Annotated in this window: 4 protein-coding genes; all 4 read left to right on the forward strand. The window is 60.9% G+C overall.

Features of this window, described 5'->3' with window-relative positions; all coding sequences use genetic code 11:
- Positions 1-1,269 (forward strand): NAD(P)/FAD-dependent oxidoreductase (locus tag RI563_RS12825; protein ID WP_310694778.1); only part of this gene is annotated, 1,269 nt, incomplete at its 5' end.
- Positions 1,270-1,498: 229 nt separating this feature from the next.
- Positions 1,499-2,257, forward strand: coding sequence for a molybdate ABC transporter substrate-binding protein (gene modA, locus RI563_RS12830; protein WP_310694779.1), 759 nt, complete (start codon positions 1,499-1,501; stop codon positions 2,255-2,257).
- A complete protein-coding gene (gene modB / locus RI563_RS12835; RefSeq protein WP_310694780.1) occupies positions 2,254-2,934 on the forward strand; it encodes a molybdate ABC transporter permease subunit in 681 nt (226 codons plus the stop codon). The genes modA and modB overlap by 4 nt, the downstream gene beginning before the upstream one ends.
- Positions 2,931-3,939: molybdenum ABC transporter ATP-binding protein (gene modC / locus RI563_RS12840; RefSeq protein ID WP_310694781.1), on the forward strand; the 1,009-nt coding region annotated here is incomplete at its 3' end. The genes modB and modC, both read left to right, overlap by 4 nt.

Here is a 3,939-nt window from a genome sequence, read left to right on the forward strand (position 1 = left end):
GCCGGCGGGCTGGAGCTGGCCACGCGTCTGGGCAAGACCCTGGGCAAAAAAGGCCGCGCCCGCATCACCCTGGTGGATGCCAACCGCACCCATATCTGGAAGCCGCTGCTGCATGAGGTGGCTGCCGGCACCTTCGACGCCTACGAGAACCAGATCGAATACCTGGCCCAGGCGGCGCGCAACCATTTCGAATTTCGCCTCGGCCGTATGGATCGGCTGGATCGGGCCTCACGCACCATCTATCTGGCCCCGACCCTGGATGCGAAGGGCAATGAAGTCATTCCCCGGCGCGAGTTTCAATACGACACCCTGATTATGGCCGTCGGCAGCGTAAGTAACGATTTCGGCATCGAGGGCGTGCGCGATCACTGCCTGTTCCTGGATACCAAGCAACAGGCCGAATCGTTCCAGCATCTGTTGCTGGAGAACTTCATGCGCGCCAGCACCCGGCCCGATGCGCCGCAACAGGGTCAGCTGGATGTGGTGATCGCCGGCGGCGGCGCCACCGGCATCGAACTCTCCGCCCAGTTACACAAGGTCTCGCGGCTGATCACCGCCTACGGGATCGATCAGATCAATCCGGCCGATGTGCGCATTACCATCGTCGAAGCCGCCGAACGTATCCTGCCGGGCCTGCCGCCACGTCTCTCGCAAGCCACCGAGGCGGAGCTGGAGAAACTCAAGATTTCCGTGCTCAAGGGCGAACGGGTGGTGAAGGTCACCGCCGGGGCGCTGTACACCGAAAGCGGCCGCGAGATTCACGCCCCGATCAAGGTCTGGGCCGCCGGCATCAAGGCGCCCGACTTTCTCGCCGAGATCGACGGCCTGGAAACCAACCGCGGCAATCAACTGGTCGTCGATCAAACCCTGCAAAGTACTCGCGATGAGAATATCTTCGCCTTCGGCGATTGCGCGGCCTGTCCCTGGCCGCAGATGGAGAGCAATGTGCCGCCCCGGGCGCAGGCCGCGCACCAGCAGGCGGCCCTGCTGATCAAAAGCATGAAACACCGTCTGGCGGGCAAACCATTGCCGACGTTTCACTATCGCGACTACGGCTCACTGGTCTCGCTGGGCAAGTACAGTACCGTGGGCAACCTGATGGGCAATCTCACCGGCAGCATCATGGTCGAAGGCTTCGTGGCGCGGATGGTTTATCTGTCGCTATACAAGTTGCACCAGTTCGCCCTGTTCGGTTTTTACCGCACCATGATGATCTCCATTGCCAATCGCTTCCGGGCCACGGTAGAGCCGGAGATCAAGCTGCACTAGCGGTGACGGTGGTCGGGAGAGTAACGTCACTTGTTCAGCGCTCTGGAAATGAACGCAGAGGACGCAGAGGCGCAAAGGTCGCGGAGAAACGAAATGATTCTTCTTCTCCTGCTACCTACCCAGGCACACAAGTCTGTAAACGAATATTTTGATATTGGCGTTTATTTGCGTTGATTCGCGGATAATAGTGCCTGAACACTAATCACTGATACGACTAACGAGGACACCGATGTCTGTGGCTCGCCTTTATACCATCGTCTTGCTGTTACTCGTTGCACCGCTTTGCAACGCGGAGACCTTGCGGGTGGCGGTGGCGTCGAATTTCAAGACGACCCTGGAAGCCCTGGTCGAAGATTTTGCAGCGACCAGCAAACATCGGGTGATCGTCGCCAGCGGCTCGACCGGCAAGCATTATGCGCAGATTCTCAACGGCGCACCGTTTGATCTGTTTTTTGCGGCCGACGTGCGTCGCCCGCGATTACTCGAACAACAAAAGCGCAGCGTGCCGGGCAGCCGTTTTACCTATGCCATCGGCAAGCTGGTGTTATGGAGTTCAGAGGCCGGTTATGTGGACGACCAGGGCCTGGTGCTCGAAACCGGGGCATTCCGGCATCTGGCGATGGCCAATCCGCGCCTGGCGCCTTACGGGCTGGCGGCAAAGCAGGTCCTGCAACAACGCGGGCTGTACGACAAATTACAATCCCGTCTGGTGCGGGGCGAGAACATCGCCCAGACCTTTCAGTTTGTCGCCACCGGCAATGCGCAACTGGGCTTTGTCGCGCTCTCGCAACTGCAAGGATCGAGCATGGCGCAACAGGGCTCGCTGTGGACCATCCCCGAATCGCTCTATGATCCGATCGAGCAGCAGGCGGTCCTGTTGAACGATACCCCGGCGGCGCGGGCGTTAGTCGCCTATATAAAAAGTGACTCTGCTGAACGGATCATCCGCCGCTTTGGTTACGCCACCCCGTCACAGGAGAGGGAATGATCAGCGCCAACGACCTGCAGGCCCTGTGGATCACGCTGCAGCTGGCCACGCTCACAACGGTGATTTTGTTGCTGCTGGGCACGCCGCTGGCCTGGTGGCTGGCCCATACTCGCCAGAAGTTCAAACCGATGATCGAGGCGCTCATCGCCCTGCCGCTTGTGTTGCCACCGACGGTACTCGGCTTTTACCTGTTACTCGCATTGGGGCCCCAGGGGATCTTCGGCCAGACAGCCCAGGCCCTGGGACTGGGGTCGCTGGCCTTTACCTTCAGTGGGCTGGTCATCGGTTCGGTCTTCTATTCCCTGCCGTTTGTGGTGCAGCCGCTGCAAAATACCTTTGCCGCCATCGGTCGTCGGCCGCTGGAGGTGGCCGCCACGTTGCGTGCCTCGCCGCTGGATCGTTTTTTCAGCGTGATCCTCCCCCTGGCGCGGCCCGGATTTATCACCGCCGCCATTCTCGGCTTTGCGCATACGGTCGGTGAATTCGGCGTGGTGTTGATGATCGGCGGCAATATTCCGGGCGAAACCCAGGTGCTGTCAATTGCGATTTATGATCATGTCGAAGCCGTGGATTACGCCAGCGCCCACTGGCTGGCCGGCGGTCTGTTGCTCGCCTCGTTCATCATGCTGCTGCTGGTCTATCGCTATAACCGGCGTCTGCAGGTGCTGCCCACATGACGCTGCAGGCCCGCTTTGAACTGTCGCGCGGCGACTTCACGCTCCAGACCGAGTTCAGCGCGCCGACGCAGGGCATCACCGCCCTGTTCGGCCCCTCGGGTTGCGGCAAGACCACCCTGTTGCGTTGCATCGCCGGTCTGGAACCGATGGCGCGCGGCAACGTTAAACTGGGCCACACCACCTGGCAGGACGAACACACGTTTGTGCCGGTCCATCGGCGCGGCATCGGTTATGTGTTTCAGGAAGCTAACCTGTTCGCCCACCTGTCGGTGCGGGACAACCTGCTCTTCGGCTATCGCCGCAGCGGCAGCGAACAGGCCGGCGTGGATCCGGAACGCATCATCGGTCTGCTGGGCATCAGCCAGCTGCAGAACCGATCCGTGCAGAATCTCTCCGGGGGCGAACGCCAGCGGGTCGCGATCGGTCGCGCCCTGCTGTCGGCGCCGCAACTGTTGCTGATGGATGAACCGCTGGCCGCGCTGGATCGCGACAGTAAACACGCCATCATGGCCTGCCTGCAGCAGTTGTCGCAGGAACTGGCAATCCCGGTGCTGTACGTCAGTCACGATCACAGCGAAGTGGCGCAACTGGCACAACAGATGATCATGTTGAACAACGGCCGGGTACAGGCCACCGGCAGCGTGATCGAGTTGTTGAACCGGCTCGATCTGCCCCTGGCCCATGCACCCGATGCCGAGACCATCGTCGAGGCCACGGTCAACGCGCACGATGATCAATACGGTTTGAGCTATCTTGATTTTGCCGGCGGGAGACTGACAGTGGCACAGGCCGACTTGCCGATAGGTCAACCGGTGCGGGTGCGTCTGCAGGCCCGGGATATCAGTCTGACGTTGTCGCAACAAACGGACACCAGCATCCTTAACATCTTCCCCGCCACCGTCGAGGCCATTGCCGAAGAGCCTCCGGCCCAGCAGCTGATCAAACTCGACGCCAACGGCGCCACCCTCCTCGCCCGCATCACCCGCAAGTCGGCCGAGCATCTGG

The organism is Thiohalophilus sp. (assembly GCF_031581315.1).
Classification (GTDB): Bacteria; Pseudomonadota; Gammaproteobacteria; order UBA6429; family Thiohalophilaceae; genus Thiohalophilus.